At 66.3% G+C, this 15,632-nt stretch carries 16 protein-coding genes; 6 read left to right on the top strand and 10 right to left on the bottom strand.

Annotated elements, in window-relative coordinates; genetic code table 11:
• Nucleotides 1-24 precede the first annotated feature (24 nt).
• Nucleotides 25-564: a nucleotide exchange factor GrpE gene (grpE, locus tag MXC11_RS04390; RefSeq protein WP_250005863.1), complete on the bottom strand. Its 540-nt coding sequence runs from the start codon at nucleotides 562-564 to the stop codon at nucleotides 25-27.
• A gap of 170 nt (nucleotides 565-734) precedes the next feature.
• On the opposite strand from grpE, the gene recN reads away from it, so the two are divergent.
• Nucleotides 735-2,423 carry a DNA repair protein RecN gene (gene recN / locus MXC11_RS04385; protein ID WP_250005861.1) on the top strand — a complete coding sequence of 563 codons (1,689 nt, stop codon included), beginning with the start codon at nucleotides 735-737 and terminating at the stop codon, nucleotides 2,421-2,423.
• 38 nt (nucleotides 2,424-2,461) lie between these two features.
• Here recN and fur read toward each other — a convergent pair whose 3' ends face one another.
• The gene (gene fur, locus MXC11_RS04380) at nucleotides 2,462-2,866 is read right to left on the bottom strand and encodes a ferric iron uptake transcriptional regulator (protein WP_250005859.1); all 405 of its coding nucleotides are present in this window, start codon (nucleotides 2,864-2,866) and stop codon (nucleotides 2,462-2,464) included.
• Between the two features lie 90 nt (nucleotides 2,867-2,956).
• Here fur and MXC11_RS04375 point away from each other — a divergent pair, with 90 nt between their 5' ends.
• Nucleotides 2,957-3,493, top strand: coding sequence for an outer membrane protein assembly factor BamE (locus MXC11_RS04375; RefSeq protein ID WP_250005857.1), 537 nt, complete (start codon nucleotides 2,957-2,959; stop codon nucleotides 3,491-3,493).
• Nucleotides 3,494-3,523: 30 nt separating this feature from the next.
• Here the strand turns inward: MXC11_RS04375 and MXC11_RS04370 are convergent, their stop codons facing one another.
• Together MXC11_RS04370 and MXC11_RS04365 are read right to left on the bottom strand one after the other, a co-directional pair.
• Entirely contained in the window at nucleotides 3,524-3,856 is a 333-nt protein-coding gene (locus MXC11_RS04370) for an RnfH family protein (protein WP_250005855.1), read from the bottom strand.
• Nucleotides 3,849-4,283 (bottom strand): type II toxin-antitoxin system RatA family toxin, encoded by a 435-nt coding sequence (locus tag MXC11_RS04365; protein ID WP_250005853.1) that lies wholly within the window; start codon nucleotides 4,281-4,283, stop codon nucleotides 3,849-3,851. The genes MXC11_RS04370 and MXC11_RS04365 overlap by 8 nt, the downstream gene beginning before the upstream one ends.
• 110 nt (nucleotides 4,284-4,393) lie before the next feature.
• Between MXC11_RS04365 and smpB the strand changes: the two genes are divergently transcribed.
• A complete protein-coding gene (gene smpB, locus MXC11_RS04360) occupies nucleotides 4,394-4,876 on the top strand; it encodes an SsrA-binding protein SmpB (protein WP_250005851.1) in 483 nt (160 codons plus the stop codon).
• Nucleotides 4,877-4,917: 41 nt separating this feature from the next.
• Here smpB and MXC11_RS04355 read toward each other — a convergent pair whose 3' ends face one another.
• Complete coding sequence (locus MXC11_RS04355; RefSeq protein WP_250005848.1) at nucleotides 4,918-5,697, bottom strand: FCD domain-containing protein; 780 nt, start codon at nucleotides 5,695-5,697, stop codon at nucleotides 4,918-4,920.
• 303 nt (nucleotides 5,698-6,000) lie between these two features.
• On the opposite strand from MXC11_RS04355, the gene MXC11_RS04350 reads away from it, so the two are divergent.
• The 3 genes from MXC11_RS04350 to MXC11_RS04340 all read left to right on the top strand — a co-directional run bounded on the left by MXC11_RS04350 (nucleotide 6,001) and on the right by MXC11_RS04340 (nucleotide 11,841).
• Complete coding sequence (locus MXC11_RS04350; RefSeq protein ID WP_250005846.1) at nucleotides 6,001-7,701, top strand: L-lactate permease; 1,701 nt, start codon at nucleotides 6,001-6,003, stop codon at nucleotides 7,699-7,701.
• A gap of 61 nt (nucleotides 7,702-7,762) precedes the next feature.
• Complete coding sequence (lldD, locus tag MXC11_RS04345; protein ID WP_250005844.1) at nucleotides 7,763-8,908, top strand: FMN-dependent L-lactate dehydrogenase LldD; 1,146 nt, start codon at nucleotides 7,763-7,765, stop codon at nucleotides 8,906-8,908.
• 119 nt (nucleotides 8,909-9,027) lie between these two features.
• Nucleotides 9,028-11,841 carry an FAD-binding and (Fe-S)-binding domain-containing protein gene (locus tag MXC11_RS04340; RefSeq protein WP_250005842.1) on the top strand — a complete coding sequence of 938 codons (2,814 nt, stop codon included), beginning with the start codon at nucleotides 9,028-9,030 and terminating at the stop codon, nucleotides 11,839-11,841.
• A gap of 160 nt (nucleotides 11,842-12,001) precedes the next feature.
• Here the strand turns inward: MXC11_RS04340 and MXC11_RS04335 are convergent, their stop codons facing one another.
• The 5 genes from MXC11_RS04335 to rplU form a co-directional block, all read right to left on the bottom strand.
• Nucleotides 12,002-12,466: a CreA family protein gene (locus tag MXC11_RS04335; RefSeq protein ID WP_250005840.1), complete on the bottom strand. Its 465-nt coding sequence runs from the start codon at nucleotides 12,464-12,466 to the stop codon at nucleotides 12,002-12,004.
• Nucleotides 12,463-13,581: a glutamate 5-kinase gene (gene proB / locus MXC11_RS04330; RefSeq protein WP_250005838.1), complete on the bottom strand. Its 1,119-nt coding sequence runs from the start codon at nucleotides 13,579-13,581 to the stop codon at nucleotides 12,463-12,465. Before proB ends, MXC11_RS04335 begins: the two co-directional genes overlap by 4 nt.
• Nucleotides 13,582-13,664: 83 nt before the next feature.
• On the bottom strand, nucleotides 13,665-14,885 hold the full coding sequence (gene cgtA / locus MXC11_RS04325) for an Obg family GTPase CgtA (protein WP_250005836.1): 1,221 nt from the start codon (nucleotides 14,883-14,885) through the stop codon (nucleotides 13,665-13,667).
• A gap of 97 nt (nucleotides 14,886-14,982) precedes the next feature.
• Complete coding sequence (gene rpmA / locus MXC11_RS04320) at nucleotides 14,983-15,240, bottom strand: 50S ribosomal protein L27 (protein WP_250005826.1); 258 nt, start codon at nucleotides 15,238-15,240, stop codon at nucleotides 14,983-14,985.
• 28 nt (nucleotides 15,241-15,268) lie between these two features.
• On the bottom strand, nucleotides 15,269-15,580 hold the full coding sequence (rplU, locus tag MXC11_RS04315; RefSeq protein WP_250005824.1) for a 50S ribosomal protein L21: 312 nt from the start codon (nucleotides 15,578-15,580) through the stop codon (nucleotides 15,269-15,271).
• Nucleotides 15,581-15,632: the final 52 nt, after the last annotated feature.

Raw genomic sequence — 15,632 nt, 5'->3', positions numbered from 1 at the left:
TTTCAAGGGCATTCCCACGATCGATCACGCGCTACGGCTGACCACTACCATGGCCGGACGCAGCAGTCGGCCGTTGAGCAGGTAACCCTTCTGGAACACCTTGAGCACGCTGTTCGGCTCGACGCTGGCGCTCGGCTCCATGGCCATCGCCTGGTGGTGTTCGGGGTTGAACGGCTCGCCATGCGGGTCGAGTTGCTCGACCTGATAGCGCTTGAGGGTGTCGAGCAGCGCCTTGAGGGTCAGCTCCATCCCCTCGCGCATCGGGCGCAGCGCCTCATCGGCCGGATCAGACAGCTCAAGGCCGCGCTCCAGGCTATCGACCACCATCAACAGGTCGCTGGCGAATTTTTCCAGGGCAAACTTGTGCGCCTTCTCCACATCCTGCTCGGCGCGGCGGCGCACGTTCTGCAGCTCGGCAACGGCGCGCAGAGCCTGATCGCGGGCCTCGGCCAGCTGCTCCTCGAGCGCCTGCACGCGTGTACTCAGCTCATCACCGGCCACCTCGGATGCCGGTGCGTTGTCGAGTTCAGGATTCTGCGGATCAGCGTTGTGTTCGTCGGCCATGAATATCTCCTTGAATGCGGGGAGCGGGCCACGCGGCCCTTGATCTGCCGTTCTATATGGGGATGTGCGCGCGCAGTTCAAGAGAGGGGATTGCCGGTAACGCTCTGGCGACTGTATAAATAGCCACATACTGTACGCATGACCAGAAAACACCCGCGAGGAGCGCTGCGATGCTGGTACACCTGTCGATTCGCAACTACGCCATCGTCGAACAGCTCGATCTGGAGCTTCAGGGCGGCATGACCGCCATCACCGGCGAGACCGGCGCCGGCAAGTCGATCATGCTCGACGCCCTTGGCCTGGCGCTGGGCGATCGCGCCGATCAGGGTGTGGTCCGCACCGACGCCGAGCGCGCCGACATCCTCGCCACCTTCGATCTGACCGGTATCGACGAAGCGCGCCAGTGGCTGAGCGAGCGCGACCTCGATCACGACGGCCCGTGCATCCTGCGCCGGGTCATCACCCGCGAAGGCCGCTCACGCGGCTATATCAACGGCACCCCCTGCACGCTGGCGGACCTCAAGGATCTGGGCGAGCGCCTGATCGACATCCACAACCAGCACGAACACCAGTCCCTGCTCAAACCCGACACCCATCGCCGCCTGCTGGATGCCTACGCCGGTGCCGTCGAGCTGGCGCGTCAGGTTCAGCAGACGGCCCAGCGCTGGCGCCAGATCCGCCAGAGCCTGGAGGACGGCAGCCGCCACAGCGAGGAGCGCCGCGCCCATCGTCAGTTGCTCAGCTACCAGCTGGAGGAGCTCGACAATCTGGCGCTCGAAGCGGATGAACTCACGCAGCTGGAGCAGGAACAGAAAACCCTGGTCAACGCCACAGGCCTGCTGGACAGCTGCCAGCGGGTCATCGAGCTGTGCAGCGAACATGACAGCGGCAGCGTGCTGCAGGCCCTGCGCAGCAGTATCCAGCGCCTGAGCAGCAGCCCGGCCCGCCCCGCCGCCCTAGATGAAGCACTCGAGCTGCTGGCCAGTGCGCAGATTCAGGTCGAAGAAGCCACCGCCGGCCTGCACCGCTTCGTCGATCACTTCGAGGCCGACCCGCAGCGCCTGCAGCAGATCGAGCAGCGCCTGGACAGCATCTATAGCCTGGCCCGCAAGCACCGGGTCCAGCCGGCCGAGCTGCACGCCCTGCAGGCCCGCCTGCGCGAAGAGCTGCAGCATCTCGACGCCGACGATGCCGGCCTTGAAGACCTCGAGGCACAGCAGCAGCAGCTGGCCGAGCAGTATCGGGAGCAAGCCTCGCAACTCAGCGCCCAGCGCCAGCAGGCCGCGAATACGCTGGCCTGCGCGGTGGAGCGCGAAATGCAGCAGCTGGGGATGCCGGGCGGGCGCTTTGCCATCACCCTGCAGCCACTCGCGCATGACGAGCCGCATCCGCAGGGTGCCGAGCTGGTGGAGTTTCAGGTCAGCGCCAACCCGGGCCAGCCACTCAGAAGCATTGCCAAGGTGGCGTCTGGCGGTGAGCTATCGCGCATCAGTCTGGCGATCCAGGTAATCACCGCGCAGACCTCGCGCACGCCAACGCTGGTGTTTGACGAGGTGGATGTCGGTATCGGCGGCCCCACGGCCGAGGTGGTCGGCCAGCTACTGCGCCGACTGGGCGCCGGCGGTCAGGTCATCACCGTGACCCATTTGCCCCAGGTGGCGGCTCAAGGGCATCAGCATCTGTTCGTGCACAAGCAGCGCGACAGCGCACAGACCCGCACTGCGGTCACCCTGCTTGATGAGCGCCAGCGCATCGAAGAGGTAGCGCGCATGCTGGGCGGGCTGGACCTCACCCGCGAGTCCCTGGCCCATGCGCGCTGCATGATCCAGGGCGCCGAACGCAGCGCGCTGGCAGCCTGACCCGCCGGGGCAGACCCTGCCCCGGCGTCCGCCGCCCCTCAACGCCGGCGGCGGACGTGCAGCACCATCTTGTGATCGACCAGCTCGAAACCATGCTGGGCAGCAATGGTCTTTTGCAGGCGCTCGATCTCCGGATCGATGAACTCGATCACCTCCCCGCTATCGACGTCGATCATGTGATCGTGATGCTCGCCATCGGAGAGCTCGAACACGGCATGGCCGCCATCAAAGTTGTGCCGCTCGACCAGGCCTGCGGCCTCAAACTGGGTCAGCACGCGGTAGACGGTTGCCAGTCCGACATCCTCCCCCGCTTCCATCAGGGCCTTGTACACATCTTCGGCACTCAGGTGACGCTGGGCGGAGGTATCAAGGATCTGCAAAATCTTCACGCGGGGCAGGGTGACCTTGAGGCCGGCCTTGCGCAGTTCGTTGTTTTCAGCCATGTCTGCTTTCTCGTGGTGGGGATGCTTCGCAGCCTTCCTCAATGCGGGTATGATCCCGATTCTGTTGCTTCGCCAGATAGAGACCCACCGATGCAAAAAGCCAAGCTCCTGCTGACCGGCCTCACCTTCCTGGGAACTGCCGCGCTCGCCGGCTGCTCGCTTCCGGGGGTCTACAAGATCGACATCCAGCAGGGCAACGTGATTACGCAGGACATGATAGACCAGTTGCGCCCGGGAATGACTCGCAACCAGGTACGCTTTGTCATGGGCAACCCGCTGATCACCGATACCTTCCATGCCAATCGCTGGGACTATCTGTACAGCCTGCAGGCCGGTGGCGGCGCCCGCCAGCAGGAGCGTATTGCGCTGATCTTCGATGAGCAGGGCTTGCTGACCGGCCTTTCGGGTGACTTCCTGCCCGGCATGAGCCGCCCACTCGAAGCACCGGACGCCACGCCTGCCACAGCAGAGCGCACTGTGCCACAGCAGAGCGCACCGGCTTCCCCAGCCGGCGAGCCAGAGCGGCCGAGCAACGTGGTGCAGCCAGGCTCACTGCTGGAAGAGATCCAGCGCGAGGTCGATGAAGTGCAGCGCGCCCCCGTACCCAGCCCGGAAAAGCTCGACTGAGCCGAAGGCGGCGCTCATGCGCTGCCCCGATCAGGCCTCTGGCGTCGCGGCCTCTGCGCCTTTATCACGCGCTACCTTGGCCGCCCGCTGCTTGCGTGCCTCTTTAGGATCGGCAATCAGCGGCCGGTAGATTTCTACCCGCTCCCCCTCTTCCAGCACGCGCTCTTCGGGCTTGGCGACCGCCTTGCCGAAGATTCCCAGTGGCGCGGCCTGCAGGTCCAGCTCCGGGAAGAGCGCGGCAATGCCCGAGCGCTCGACCGCCTCACGCACCGTAGTGCCACGCGGCACGGCCAGGCGCAGCAGCTTCTGTCGCTCGGGCAGCGCATAGACCACTTCCACAGCGATGGTATCGGGCTTATCCATACAGTTGCCGGGCTCTCTGGCAGAAGGCCTCGACCATGGTCGTCGCAGCCTGGTTGAACAACGGGCCGAGGGTCGCCTTGACCAGCGCCCCGGAATACTCGAAAGACAGATCCAGAGTGATCTTGCAGGCCTGCTCACTCAGCGCCTGAAACGTCCAGACTCCATGCAGGGAGCGAAACGGCCCCTGCTCAAGGCGCATGGTGATTGACTCGCTAGGCACCAGCACGTTGCAGGTCGTGAACTGCTGACTGATACCCGCACGCCCGACCTTGAGCGTGGCGCGCATCTGCCGCTCACTGGACTCCAGCACCTCGCTGCCCTGACACCACGGCAGGAACTGTGGATAGCTGGCCACATCATTGACCAGGTCAAAGAGCGCCTGCGCCGGATAAGGCAGCAAGGCCGAGCGTTGAATACGGGTGCTCATGTCACAAAATGGCCCGGCAGAAAAGGAGCAGGCATTGTCCGAAATTCATCTGCGCGGCTCAAGCACGTGCCGTCTGTACATGGCGCAGCAAGCGCCTATAATGCGCCGCTATGGCTAAACAGAAGAAACAACCCTCCGGCACCATCGCCCTCAACAAGAAGGCGCTGCACGATTACTACATCGAGCAGCGTTTTGAGGCGGGCATCGCGCTGGCCGGCTGGGAAATCAAGAGTCTGCGCGCCGGCAAAGGCCAGCTGACTGACAGTTACGTGCTGCTCAAAGATGGCGAGGCCTGGCTGCTCGGCAGTCACATCACCCCGCTGAATGCCGCCAGCACCCACGTCATCGCCGACCCGACCCGCACCCGCAAGCTGCTGCTGCACAAGAACGAGCTGGGCAAGCTGTTCGGCGCCGTGCAGCAGAAGGGCTTCGCCTGCGTGGCCCTGGCGCTGTACTGGAAGAAGCACCTGGTCAAGTGCGAGATCGCCCTGGCCAAGGGCAAGAAGGAATTCGACAAGCGCGCCGTCGAGAAGGAACGCGACTCCAACCGCGAGATCCAGCGTGCGGTGCGCAGCAAGGGCAAGGACGACTGAGCCCGCGCCGGCGGCTGTCGCCGGCGCATCCCCGCCTCCCCCTACTCCTCCCGCGGCAGCCCCTGCCGCCGCCGTGCCCGCGCCTCGCGATGGGCCTCCTGCTGCACCTCGGCGAGCACCTCCTGCACGTAGTGGATGTGCCGGCTGGAGATCGCCCGCGCCTCCTCGGCGTGCCCGGCGACGATCGCCTCGAACAGCTCCTGGTGCTGGCGCATCAGCATATCGCGGGTCTCGCCGCGCTGCGCGTACATGCCGCCGATGTTGGTCACCACGTTGCGCTTGAGCAGGTCGAACAGCCCCTTGATGGTGTGCAGCAGCACCGCGTTGTGGCTGGCCTCGGCGATCGCCAGATGGAAGCGCGCATCGGCCAGCCCCTCCTCGGCACCGCCGCCGGGCACCAGCGCGGCATAGCAGCGCTGCAGGTTCTCGAACGCCTCGCGCAGGCGCTGGTGATCGACCGGCGTGGCACGCTGCGCCGCATAGTAGGCGCAGGCCCCCTCCAGGGTATGGCGGAACTCCAGCAGGTCGCGCTGCGCCTCGCTGCTGCGCCCGAGCAGCTCGAGCAGCGGATCGCTGAAGGTGGTGCCGAGGCTGTCGGCCACGTAGGTGCCGCCACCCTGGCGGCTGACCAGCAGGCCGCGGGCCACCAGCTTCTGGATCGCCTCGCGCAGCGACGGCCGCGACACGCTGAACTGCTCGGCCAGCGCACGCTCGGCCGGCAGGCGCTCGCCGGCCTTCAGCGAGCCCTCGAGAATCAGCGCCTCGAGGCGCTCGACGATGTCATCCGACAGACGGCGCTGCCGCACCGGACCGTATCCCATTGCCTTGTCTCTCCAGTGGTTTGACCGCCAACCGGACTGCCGGCGCGAACAGCCGGTAAGCCTAGCGCCCCCGGCGCAGGGCTTACAGAGCGCCAGCATGCGACCAAAGTCGTAGCACGTCCATTTGACAGCCCGCAGGTCGACTTTTACCCTGATTCCTGCACCCTGTAAATTGGTATTACCAATTTCGCGCCTACAATTCCAAGAACCGGCCGACGAGGTTTCACCATGCCTGTCCTGCTCGCCCGCGACACCATCACCCACCGCCTGCGCGTAGCGCACTCCTGACTCGAGGTCATCGCCATGCAACCTGGCCTTCTCGCGCTACTCGCGTTTTCCCCGATCCTGCTCGCCGCCATCCTGCTCGTCGGCCTGCGCTGGCCCGCCAAGCGCGCCATGCCGCTGGTCTACCTGCTCACCGCCGGCATCGGCCTGTACGCCTGGGACATGAGCTTCAACCGGGTACTCGCCTCCACCCTGCAGGGGCTTATAATCACCATCGGCGTGCTGTGGATCATCTTCGGCGCCATCCTGCTGCTCAACACCCTCAAGCACTCCGGCGGCATCGCCGCGATCCGCCGCGGCTTCACCACCATCAGCCCCGACCGGCGCATCCAGGCGATCATCATCGCCTGGCTGTTCGGCTGCTTCATCGAAGGCGCCTCCGGCTTCGGCACCCCGGCGGCCATCGCCGCACCGCTGCTGGTCGCCATCGGCTTCCCGGCGCTGGCTGCGGTGCTGATGGGCATGCTGGTGCAGAGCACCCCGGTATCTTTCGGCGCGGTCGGCACACCGATCATCATCGGCCTCAACAGCGGCCTGGACACCGCCTCGATCGGCGCGCGCCTGGCGGAGAACGGCTCCAGCTGGGAAGTCTTCCTGCAGCTGATCACCGGCAACGTGGCGATCATCCACGCCATCGTCGGCACCCTGATGCCGCTGATCATGGTGCTGATGCTGACCCGCTTCTTCGGCAAGGAGAAAAGCTGGAAGGCCGGCTTCGAGGTGCTGCCGTTCGCCCTGTTCGCCGGCCTGACCTTCACCCTGCCCTACGCCGCCACCGGCGTGTTCCTCGGCCCGGAATTCCCCTCGCTGCTCGGCGGCCTGGTCGGCTTGGCCATCGTCACCAGCGCCGCGCGCCTCGGTTTCCTGGTACCCAAGACCACTTGGGACTTCGCCGACGCCAAGGACTGGCCGAGCGAGTGGCTGGGCAGCGTCGAAATGAAGCTCGACCAGCTCACCGCCAAGCCGATGAGCACCCTGCGTGCCTGGCTGCCGTATGTACTGGTCGGTGCCCTGCTGGTGATCAGCCGGGTGTTCCCGGAAGTCGGCGCAGCGCTGAAGTCCGTGGTGCTGGTATTCCCCGACATCCTCGGCGAGACCGGCATCAAGGCCGACTTCATGCCGCTGTACCTGCCGGGCGGCATCCTCGTCGCCGTGGTCATCGCCACCTTCTTCCTGCACGGCATGAAGCTGCGTGAACTGACTGCCGCAGTCGGTGAATCCAGCAAGGTGCTGCTCGGTGCCGGCTTCGTCCTGCTGTTCACCGTGCCGATGGTACGCATCCTGATCAACTCCGGGGTCAACGCCGCCGAGCTGCCGAGCATGCCGATCGCCATGGCGCAGTGGGTGGCCGACAGCGTCGGCGGCATCTACCCGCTGCTGGCGCCGAGCATCGGTGCCCTCGGCGCCTTCATCGCCGGCTCCAACACGGTCAGCAACATGATGCTCAGCCAGTTCCAGTTCGGCGTGGCCGAGAACCTCGGCATCTCCACCGCGCTGATCGTCGCCGTGCAGGCCATCGGCGCCGCCGCCGGCAACATGGTGGCGATCCACAACGTGGTGGCCGCCTCGGCCACCGTCGGCCTGCTCGGTCGCGAGGGCACCACCCTGCGCAAGACCGTCTGGCCGACCCTGTACTACGTGCTGTTCACCGGCCTGATCGCCCTGTTCGCGGTCTACGTCCTCGGCGTCAGCGACCCGCTGCTGGCCGGCCAAGCCTAAGCCCGACCGCGCCCCGCCCCGAGCGGGGCGCGGTCCCCACGAACCTACCGGGAGCCGCCCGATGATCATCTCCGCCTCCACCGACTACCGCGCCGCCGCCCAGCGCCGCCTGCCGCCGTTCCTGTTCCACTACATCGATGGCGGCGCCTATGCCGAGCACACCCTGCGGCGCAACGTCGCCGACCTGGCCGACATCGCCCTGCGCCAGCGGGTGCTCAAGGACATGTCCGAGCTGAGCCTCAGCACCGAGCTGTTCGGCGAGCAGCTGGCCCTGCCGGTGGCCCTGGCGCCGGTCGGCCTGACCGGCATGTATGCGCGGCGCGGCGAAGTGCAGGCCGCGCGTGCCGCGGCGGCCAAGGGCATCCCCTTCACCCTGTCCACCGTGTCGGTGTGCCCGATCGAGGAAGTCGCCCCGGCCATCGACCGGCCGATGTGGTTCCAGCTCTACGTGCTCAAGGACCGCGGCTTCATGAAGAACGCCCTGGAGCGCGCCAAGGCCGCCGGCGTCACCACCCTGGTGTTCACCGTCGACATGCCGGTGCCCGGCGCCCGCTACCGCGACGCCCACTCGGGGATGAGCGGCCCCAACGCGGCGCTGCGCCGCTACCTGCAGGCGGTCACCCACCCGCGCTGGGCGCTGGACGTCGGCCTGCTCGGCAAGCCCCACGACCTGGGCAACATTTCCACCTATCGCGGCAACCCCACCGGCCTCGAGGACTACATCGGCTGGCTGGCCAACAACTTCGACCCGTCGATCTCCTGGAAGGACCTGGAGTGGATCCGCGACTTCTGGGACGGCCCGATGGTGATCAAGGGCATCCTCGACCCGGACGACGCCCGCGACGCGGTGAAGTTCGGCGCCGACGGCATCGTCGTCTCCAACCACGGCGGCCGCCAGCTCGACGGCGTGCTGTCCAGCGCCCGCGCTCTGCCGGCCATTGCCGACGCGGTGAAGGGCGAACTGAAGATCCTCGCCGATTCCGGCATCCGCACCGGCCTCGACGTGGTGCGCATGCTCGCCCTCGGCGCCGACAGCGTGATGCTCGGCCGCGCCTTCGTCTATGCCCTGGCTGCCGACGGCGAGGCCGGGGTGCGCAACCTGCTGGAGCTGATCGACAAGGAAATGCGCGTGGCCATGACCCTCACCGGCGCCCGCTCGATCGCCGAGATCAGCCGCGACTCGCTGGTCCGCGAACTGGGCGCCTGAGGCCATGCGCCGCGCGCCGCTGTTCTCCCCTCTCCCAGACCTGGGAGAGGGGGCGCTCGGTGCCGGCCCGCACACAGCGCGATTGCCCCGTACCCGAACCGTGACTGCCGGAGTTGCCCATGAGCCTGCCCGCCGCCTTCCTCAACGCCGTCGAGCGCCTGATCCCCCGCGAGCGGCGCTTCGACGATCCGCTGTCCACCCTGGCCTTCGGCACCGACGCCAGCTTCTACCGGCTGATCCCCCAGCTGGTGCTGCGCGTCGAGTCCGAACGCGAGGTGGTCGAGCTGCTGCGCCTGGCGCATGCCGAGCAGGTGGCGGTGACCTTCCGCGCCGCCGGCACCAGCCTGTCCGGCCAGGCGATCAGCGACTCGGTACTGATCGTCCTCGGTGACAACTGGAATGGCCGGGAAATCCGCGCAGAAGGCGCGCAGATCCGCCTGCAGCCGGGGGTGATCGGCGCGCAGGCCAACGCCGTGCTGGCCCCCTTCCAGCGCAAGATCGGCCCTGACCCGGCGTCGATCAACGCAGCGAAGATCGGCGGCATCGTCGCCAACAACTCCAGCGGCATGTGCTGCGGCACCGCGCAGAACAGCTACCAGACCCTCGCCGGCCTGCGCCTGATCCTCGCCGACGGCACCCTGGTGGACAGCGAAGACCCGGCCAGCGTCGCCGCCTTCCGCGCCAGCCACGCCGGACTGCTCGAACAGCTGGCCGAACTGGGCCGCCAGACCCGCGCCAACAGCGCACTGGCGGCGAAGATCCGCCACAAGTACCGCCTGAAGAACACCACCGGCCTGTCCCTCAACGCCCTGGTCGACTACGACGACCCGCTGGACATCCTCAACCACCTGATGGTCGGCTCCGAGGGCACCCTGGGCTTCATCAGCGCCGTCACCTACCACACCGTGCCCGACTACCCGCACAAGGCCAGCGCGCTGATCGTCTTCCCGGATGTGGAAAACTGCTGCCGCGCCGTGCCGGTGCTGCGCCAGCAGCCGGTCTCCGCCGTCGAACTGCTCGACCGCCGCAGCCTGCGCTCGGTGGAAAGCAAGCCGGGCATGCCGGCCTGGGTACGCGAACTGTCGGATGGCGCCTGCGCCCTGCTGATCGAATCGCGCGCCGCCAGCCAGAGCCTGCTGCACGAACAGATCGCGCAGATCATTGCCGCCATCGCCCACTTCCCGGTGGAAAAGCAGGTCGACTTCAGCACAGACCCGGCGGTCTGCGAACAGCTGTGGAAAATCCGCAAGGACACCTTCCCGGCGGTCGGCGCGGTGCGCCGCACCGGCACCACGGTGATCATCGAAGACGTCACCTTCCCGGTCGAGCAGCTCGCCGAGGGGGTCAAGCGCCTGCTCGAACTGTTCGACAGGCACCGCTACGACGAGGCGATCATCTTCGGCCATGCCCTGGAGGGCAACCTGCACTTCGTGTTCACCCAGGGCTTCGACAGCGAGGCGGAAAAGGCCCGCTACGAAGCCTTCATGCAGGACGTCGCCCAGCTGGTCGCCGTCGAGTTCGGCGGCGCACTGAAGGCCGAACACGGCACCGGGCGCAACATGGCCCCCTTCGTCGAACTGGAATGGGGCAGCGACGCCTACCAGCTGATGTGGCAGATCAAGCGCCTGCTCGACCCGCGCGGCATCCTCAACCCCGACGTGGTGCTCTCCGCAGACCCCGAGATCCACCTGAAGAACCTCAAGCCGCTGCCGGCCGCCGACGAAATCGTCGACAAGTGCATCGAATGCGGCTTCTGCGAACCGGTCTGCCCGTCACGCGGCCTGACCCTCACCCCGCGCCAGCGCATCGTCATCTGGCGCGACATCCAGGCAAAGAAACGCGCCGGCATCGACACCACGGAGCTGGAACGCGCCTACCGCTACCACGGCCTCGACACCTGCGCCGCCACCGGCCTGTGCGCGCAGCGCTGCCCGGTAGGCATCAACACCGGCGACCTGGTGCGCCAGCTGCGCGCCGCGACAGCCGAACATCCGGGCACCGCCACCTGGCTGGCCCGCCACTTCGCCACCGCCCTCAAGGGCACCCGGCTGACCCTGAGCGCCGCCAACAGCGCCCGCAAGCTGCTCGGCGCACCGCGCCTGGCCGCCCTCAGCGCCGGCCTGCGCCGCCTCTCCGGCGAACGCCTGCCGCAGTGGACGAATGCCATGCCGCAGCCGGTACGCCTGCAGCTGCCGGCCGCGACGCCATCCACGGACAAACCGCGGGTGGTCTATCTGGCCGCCTGCGTGTCGCGGGTCATGGGCCCGGCAGCCGGCGATGCCGAGCAGGTTCCGCTGCTCGACAAGACCCGCGCCCTGCTGGAAAAGGCCGGCTTCGCCGTAGTCTTCCCCGACAACCTCGACAACCTCTGCTGCGGTCAGCCGTTCGCCTCCAAGGGCTACCCGCAGCAGGCCGAGGACAAGCGCGAAGAACTGCGCCACGCCCTGCTGCTGGCCAGCCGCGGCGGCCTCGACCCGATCTACTGCGACACCAGCCCCTGCACCCTGCGCCTGGTACAGGACCTGGCCGACAGCCGACTGAAGATCTTCGACCCGGTGAAGTTCATCCGCGAACAGCTGCTCGAACGCCTGGAATTCATCCCGCAGGCCGAGCCGGTAGCGGTACACGTCACCTGCAGCACCCAGCACCTGGGCGAGGCCCAGGGACTGATCGACATCGTCCGCCGCTGCACCACGCAAGTGGTGGTACCGGAAGGCATCCACTGCTGCGGCTTCGCCGGCGACAAGGGCTTCAACGTCCCGGAACTCAACAGCCACGCGCTGCGCTCGCTGAAGGAGGCGGTGCAGCAGTGCAACGAGGGCGTATCGACCAGCCGCACCTGCGAGATCGGCCTGTCGCAGCATGCGGGGATCGACTACCACGGCCTGGTCTACCTGGTCGACCGGGTCACACGCGCCCGACCGCCAGCCTGAGCGGCCGACGAATCAAGGTCGTGCTACGGCACTTTCGACCCCGCTTCGGCGGGGTCTTTTTTGTCTGCCGCGGGGCATCAGCCAGGCAGGGTAGAAAGCTCGCGCAGCGATTTTCTACCGATGCCCTGCGTGGCTGTATCTGATGGGTAAGCGCCGCCGCTCAGTTCCCCTGCGGCCAAGGCAGGATCGGGATGGCGGTCACCGCATTCTGCGGGCTGCCTTCGATGACCCGATCGCTGTAGACCAGATAGACCAGGCTGTTGCGCTTCTGGTCGAAGAAGCGCACCACCTGCATGGTCTTGAACACCAGCGAGGTGCGCTCCTTGAACACCTCCTCGCCGTCCTCAAGCGTGTCGCGGAAGCGGATCGGGCCGACCTGGCGGCAGGCGATCGATGCCTCGGCGCGGTCCCCGGCCAGGCCCAAGCCGCCCTTGATGCCGCCGGTCCTGGCTCGCGACAGGTAGCAGGTCACCCCCTCCACCTTGGGGTCGTCGAAGGCCTCGACGACGATCCGGTGGTTGGGGCCGAGCAGCTTGAACACCGTGGAGACCTCGCCGATCACCTCGGCCTGCGCACCACCCGCCAGGCTCAGGGCCGCCGCCAGGCCGAGCAGCGCGCGCCTCATACCAGCACCAGGTTGTCGCGGTGCACCAGCTCCGGCTCGTCGATATAGCCGAGCTCCTGCTCGATCGCCTCGGTGCCCAGCCCAATGATCCGCTGCGCATCGGCAGCGCTGTAGTTGGCCAGTCCACGGGCGACTTCCTGCCCGTCAGGCGCCAGGCAGACCACCATCTCGCCACGACGGAAGTTACCCTCGACCGCAGTGACTCCCACCGGCAGCAGGCTCTTGCGCTGTTCGAGCAGCGCCCGCACCGCACCGGCATCCAGCGTCAGACTGCCACGGGTCTGCAGATGACCAGCCAGCCACTGCTTGCGCGCCGCATGCCGACCCTGCTCAGCGGTCAGCAGGGTCCCCAGACGCTCGCCCTGACGCAGGCGATCCAGCACCCGCTCGATGCGCCCGCCAATGATCACGCTATTGGCCCCGGAGCGTGCCGCCAGACGGGCCGCACGCAGCTTGGTCTGCATGCCGCCACGCCCCAGCGCACCGCCCGCACCCCCCGCCACGGCATCCAGTGACGGATCATCGGCGCGGGCCTCGAAGATCAGCTGGGCATCAGGGTTGTGACGCGGATCGGCATCAAACATGCCATCACGATCGGTAAGGATCACCAGGAGATCCGCTTCCACCAGATTGGCCACCAGCGCGGCCAGCGTGTCGTTGTCACCAAAGCGGATCTCATCGGTGGCGACGGTATCGTTCTCGTTGATGACCGGAATCACCCCCAGATCCACCAGCGTGCGCAGGGTGCTGCGTGCATTCAGGTAACGCTTGCGATCAGAGAGGTCGTCGTGGGTCAGCAGCACCTGGGCGGTATGCAGGCCATGCTCGGCAAAGCTCGATTCCCAAGCCTGCACCAGCCCCATCTGACCGACAGCGGCGGCCGCCTGCAGCTCATGGATGGTCGCCGGACGGGTTTCCCAACCCAGTCGACTCATCCCGGCCGCCACCGCGCCGGACGACACCAGCACCAGCTCGACACCCGAGCGGCGCAGCGCCACCATCTGTTCGACCCACACGGCCATGGCGCCGCGGTCGAGGCCGCGACCGTCGGCGGTCAGCAGCGCACTGCCGATCTTCACCACCCAGCGGCGGGCCTTGCTCACCTTCTCACGCATGTTCAGCAACCTTGCACTCAGCTGGCGGGACGCACACCGCCCCGCCTCGATTCGATCGCCGGCCGACCGGCGACCACCGGGCTTTAGCGGACGTAGAAGATCTCCGGACCGTCTTCGTCATCTTCCTCGTCGAAGTCATCGAGATCCTCATCCAGCGACTCGGCACTTTTGACCCCGGCGCGGCGCAGCGCACGGGCATCATCCAGCGCCTGCAGGCGGGCACGGGCTTCGTCCTCGATGCGCTGATCAAGCTCGGCGATTGCCGCCGCAAACTCAGGCTCTTCGCTGATCCGCAGACTGCGCTCGTCGATGTAGTTCATGATGTCGCCGCACAGCTTGTCGGTCCCTTCGCGCTCCAGAGCGGAGATCACATAGACCGGCCCTTTCCAGTCCAGACGCTCAAGGACATGGCGCAGACGGGTCTCACGCTCTTCGTCCAGCAGCTGATCGGCCTTGTTCAGCACCAGCCAGCGGTCGCGCTCGGCCAGCGCAGGACTGAAGCGACCCAGCTCACGGATGATCGCCTCGGCGGCATCGGCCGGATCCGACTCATCCAGCGGCGCCAGATCAACAAGGTGCAGCAGCAGGCGGGTACGCGCCAGATGCTTGAGGAAGCGAATCCCGAGGCCCGCGCCTTCGGACGCGCCCTCGATCAGACCGGGGATGTCGGCGATCACAAAGCTCTTCAGACGCCCGACACTGACCACACCAAGATTCGGCACCAGGGTAGTGAACGGGTAATCTGCGACCTTGGGCTTGGCGGCGGATACCGCGCGGATCAGCGTACTCTTGCCGGCATTGGGCATGCCGAGCAGACCAACGTCGGCCAGTACTTTCAATTCGAGCTTGAGGTCGCGCGCCTCACCCGGCTTGCCGTGGCTGGTCTGGCGCGGTGCCCGGTTGGTGCTGGACTTGAAGCGGGTATTGCCCAGACCATGCCAGCCACCACGGGCGACCAGAATGCGCTGACCGTCTTCGGTCAGATCGCCGATGATGTCCTGGGTGGCCGCATCGATGATGGTGGTCCCGACCGGTACCGGCAGGATCAGGTCCTCGCCCTTGGAGCCGGTACAGTCCTTGCTGCGGCCGTTTTCGCCCCGCTGGGCCTGAAAACGGCGGGTATAGCGGTAGTCCACCAGGGTGTTGAGGTTGACATCAGCCTGCAGCCAGACCGAGCCGCCGTCACCCCCGTCGCCGCCGTCCGGTCCACCGAAGGGCACGAACTTTTCACGGCGAAAACTCATGCAGCCGTTGCCGCCGTCACCGGCCTGCACATGGATGGATACTTCGTCGACGAATTTCATGGGTAACGCCTCCCCGCCCCGGGCGGGTTATTAGAGCAAGGGATGTACAAACAAAAAAGCCCTGTCTGCTGACAGGGCTTTTTCGGCAAACGCGGGCTTAGTGGGCCACGACGCTCACGTATTTGCGACCGAAGGCACCCTTGGTCTCGAACTTGACCACGCCGTTCACCTTGGCGAACAGGGTGTGGTCTTTGCCCATGCCAACACCGACACCGGCGTGGAACTTGGTGCCGCGCTGACGCACGAGGATGTTGCCAGCCACAGCGGCTTGGCTGCCGTACATCTTCACGCCCAGGCGTTTACTTTCGGAATCGCGGCCGTTACGGGTAGAACCGCCAGCTTTTTTGTGTGCCATGAGTCAAATACTCCGGAAAAAGAGGGGATCAGGCCTGAATGCCGGTGATCTTGATTTCAGTGAACCACTGACGGTGGCCCTGACGCTTCATGTGGTGCTTACGACGACGGAACTTGATGATGCGGATCTTGTCGTGACGCCCCTGATTGATCACTTCAGCAGTGACCTTGGCACCTTCAACGACCGGCGCACCGATCTTGACGTCATCACCGTTGCCGACCAGCAGCACCTTGTCGAAAGCAATGCTTTCACCGGTGGCTACGTCGAGCTTCTCGATCTTGAGGAATTCGCCTTCAGCGACTTTGTACTGCTTGCCACCGGTAACAATTACTGCGTACATGGAATGTCTCCGTTAGACCTGCTCACCTGGCGCTTTGGTGAAGGAGTTATTG

It is taken from the genome of Pseudomonas eutrophicaquae (assembly GCF_023544715.1).
Lineage (GTDB): Bacteria > Pseudomonadota > Gammaproteobacteria > Pseudomonadales > Pseudomonadaceae > Geopseudomonas.
This window is presented reverse-complemented; position numbering and strand designations above follow the sequence as displayed.